The following is a 3,098-nucleotide window of genomic DNA, read 5'->3' as shown; positions in this document are numbered from 1 at the left end:
AGCTGGGGTTGTTCTTTTTCGACCAGCGCCTTGAGCAGCTTGGCCACAGCCAGCGGCTGCAGTTCTTCGGCGGTTTCGACCAGGATGGCGCGGTCGGCGCCGATGGCCATGGCGGTGCGCAGGGTTTCCTGGCACTGCAGCACGCCGCAGCTGACGGCGATGACTTCGGTCACGACGCCCTTTTCCTTCAGGCGGGTCGCTTCTTCAACGGCGATCTCGTCAAACGGGTTCATGCTCATCTTGACGTTGGCGATGTCGACACCAGTGCCATCGGATTTGACGCGGACTTTGACGTTGTAGTCCACAACGCGTTTGACGGGAACCAAGACCTTCATGAGAGGACTCCAGAGTTGATGGATTGAGTACTGATTGAAATCGAAATGAAATCGGGACTGAATTGACGTTAACGTAAACGTAAGCTCTGCATTCTATGCTGCGGCGCCCCTGATGCGGGCTGCGGAACTGGTTGCCAGAGGGTATCAAGGGGAACCAGGCAGAAAAAGAACGATCGTTCTATTTTTCATTATAGAGGGCCGGACACACGGAATTAGAGCATCCTGCCCAACCCTTGGCCTGCAGGTGTCTTTCAGGCGTCAACTGCCGATGCGGCGACAGGTGACGGAACAGGGAAAAGACGCGCTGCAGGCCGTTTGTGGGCTGCTCAGGAAGGCTTGGCACCGGTAGCGCCCTTCTCGCCCTCCGCGCTTTTTGCATTCTCCGAAATGCTCACGCGGGTATGCACCACACGCTGCGGGTACGGAATTTCGATGCCGTGCGAACGCAGCGACTCCAGGACGGCGAGGTTGACACGCGAGCGCAGGTTCTGCTGGCCGTTTTCGGGATCAACCATCCAGTAGTTGAGCGTGAACTCGAGCCCGTCGACGCCAAAGTGGGTCAGATTGACGCTGGGGCCAGGGTCGCGCAGCACACGGTCCTGCTTGAGCGCGGCTTCACTGAGCAGGCCCATCACCAGCTCGACGTCGCTGTCATAGCTCACCGACACCACGGTGGACTGCAGCACCTGCGTATCGCTGAGCGAGAGGTTTTCAACACGGCTGCTGATGAACATCTCGTTGGGCACGATGGATTCGCGCCCGGACGGTGCACGCACCACGGTGTAGCGCGCATTGATATCGGTAATGCGCCCTTCAAAGGTGTCCACCCGCACGTTGTCACCGATGCGCACACTGCGCTCGGCCAGCATGACAAAGCCGCTCACGTAGTTGGCCGCCAGCTTCTGCAGGCCAAAGCCCACACCCACGCCTACCGCGCCGCCCAGCACCGACAACGCCCTGAGGTCAATGCCCACCGACGACAGCGCCAGCATCAGGCCGACAAACATCAGCATGGCACGCACCGCATTGCTGACAGCCTTGCGCAGGGAGAGCTCGTTGCCGGTGGCCGAACGCAGCAGGCGCGCCTCGATGGCCGAAGATATCCACAAGGTGATCAGCAGCACCACACCGGCTGTCACCGCGCCTTCAAGCATGGTGCGCACCGACAACGTCGAGTTGCCGACCTTCCACTTGATGTCGTCGAGCTCGTCAAGTATCACAGGCAAGAAGCCGCTGACCCACAGCACCATGGCGATCCAGGCCAGCCAGGAGATGGTGCGCTCCAGGGCCCGCACCAGCGGTGCGTCCTTGAAGGCCACCTGCAGCACCTTGACCCCCAGGCGGATCACCGCCAGCGACAGCAGCACGGGAATGGCTACCTTGAATACCGCCAACGGAAAGGTCCTCGCCAAAAGGACCTGCACCGCATTGGCAAAGAAAAGCAGCAGCAGCGGAAACAGCACGCCGTCAATCACGCGCCGCCCGAAAAGGATGGAAGTCCCATCGACCGCCATACGTGCGCGGCCCGCCATGCGCACCACCAGCCAGGCCAGCAACGCGCAGGAAATCAGCGCGGCCAGCTCCGTGAGGGCGGTAGGCTGGGCCAGTGCCGCAAACCAGTCATCCAGCGCATCAATGCGGACGGGAGGAGCAGAACGGGTCGTCAGGGCGCCGGCGCTGGCCATTGGGGTTTCCTTTTTTCGATGAAGGCCTGCACACCTTCCTGTGCCGTGGCATGGGCCATGTTGCAGGCCATGGACTGGCCCGCCAATTGGTAGGCGGCCTCGATGCCGGTTTCACGTTGCTGGTAAAAAAGCTCCTTGCCCATGGCGAGTGCTTCGCGCGGTTTGGACAGGAGCGACTGCAAGAGTTTTTCGACTTCGGCGCCCAGCGAATCCAGCGGCACGACACGGTTGACCAGCCCGCGCACGCGCGCTTCGTCGGCCGTGATGAAGTCTCCCGTCATCAGCATTTCCATGGCCTGCTTGGCGGGCATGTTGCGCACCAGCGGCACGCTGGGCGTGGCGCAAAAGAGGCCCACATCGATGCCATTCACGCCAAAAGTCGCATTGCTGGAGGCCACCGCCAGATCACATTGGGCCACCAGCTGGCACCCGGCCGCGGTGGCCAGGCCCTGCACCTGCGCAATCACCGGTACCGGCAGCCTCTGGATGCTGAGCATCACGCGCGTGCACTGCGCAAAAAGCTTCTGATAATAAGCCAGCTCGGGCCGGGCGCRCATGTCTTTCAGGTTATGGCCGGCGCAAAACGCCTTGCCTTGCGCGGAAATGACCACCGCACGTGCTGCAGGGTCGACCGCTATCGCATTCAGCGCAGCCTGTAGCGCCCCAAGGACATCTTCATTGAGCGTGTTGAAGGCGGCCGCCCGGTTCAGCACCAGGCGGTGGACACCGCGCGCGTCATGCGTGTGAAGCACGGGAGCCGAAAGCTCAGCAGATACGGCACTCATGAATGCCCTACAAATCGGCCAGGACGCGAATATGCGCTTCCACGCTGCGCGCCAGCGCATTCAGGTTGTAGCCACCTTCAAGCGACGAGACGATACGGCCTTGCGAATGGCGCCTGGCGACGTCCTTCAGGCGCTGGGTGATCCAGGCGTAGTCCTGCTCGACCAGTCCCATCTGGCCCAGGTCGTCGTCGCGGTGCGCATCAAAACCGGCGCTGATGAAAATCATCTCGGGCTTGAATTCTTCCAGACGCGGAATCCACGCCGCTTCTATCAACTCACGCACCGCCATGCCC

General features: G+C 61.5%; 3 protein-coding genes and 1 pseudogene. All 4 read right to left on the bottom strand.

The annotated features are described in order from the left end of the window. The coding region (locus tag AC1D1P_RS19060; RefSeq protein ID WP_477674052.1) for an electron transfer flavoprotein subunit beta/FixA family protein at window positions 1–335 on the bottom strand (335 nt) is incomplete at its 3' end. A 326-nt stretch (window positions 336–661) separates the two neighbouring features. Next, entirely contained in the window at window positions 662–2,020 is a 1,359-nt protein-coding gene (locus AC1D1P_RS19055) for a mechanosensitive ion channel family protein (protein ID WP_477671086.1), read from the bottom strand. After that, complete coding sequence (locus AC1D1P_RS19050; protein ID WP_477674051.1) at window positions 1,999–2,805, bottom strand: enoyl-CoA hydratase; 807 nt, start codon at window positions 2,803–2,805, stop codon at window positions 1,999–2,001. The genes AC1D1P_RS19055 and AC1D1P_RS19050 overlap by 22 nt, the downstream gene beginning before the upstream one ends. A gap of 7 nt (window positions 2,806–2,812) precedes the next feature. Further along, window positions 2,813–3,098 (bottom strand): annotated as a pseudogene (locus AC1D1P_RS19045) (histone deacetylase family protein); the annotation flags it as partial.

The sequence above is a fragment of the Polaromonas sp. P1_E1_2 genome, from assembly GCF_056406035.1.
Note: the sequence above shows the minus strand (reverse complement) of the source record. Positions and strands in the feature narration are given on the sequence as shown.

Bases quoted from the DNA above. Each gene is read 5' to 3' on its own strand.
- AC1D1P_RS19055 (WP_477671086.1), bottom strand. From the start codon at position 2,020: ATGGCCAGCGCCGGCGCCCTGACGACCCGTTCTGCTCCTCCCGTCCGC.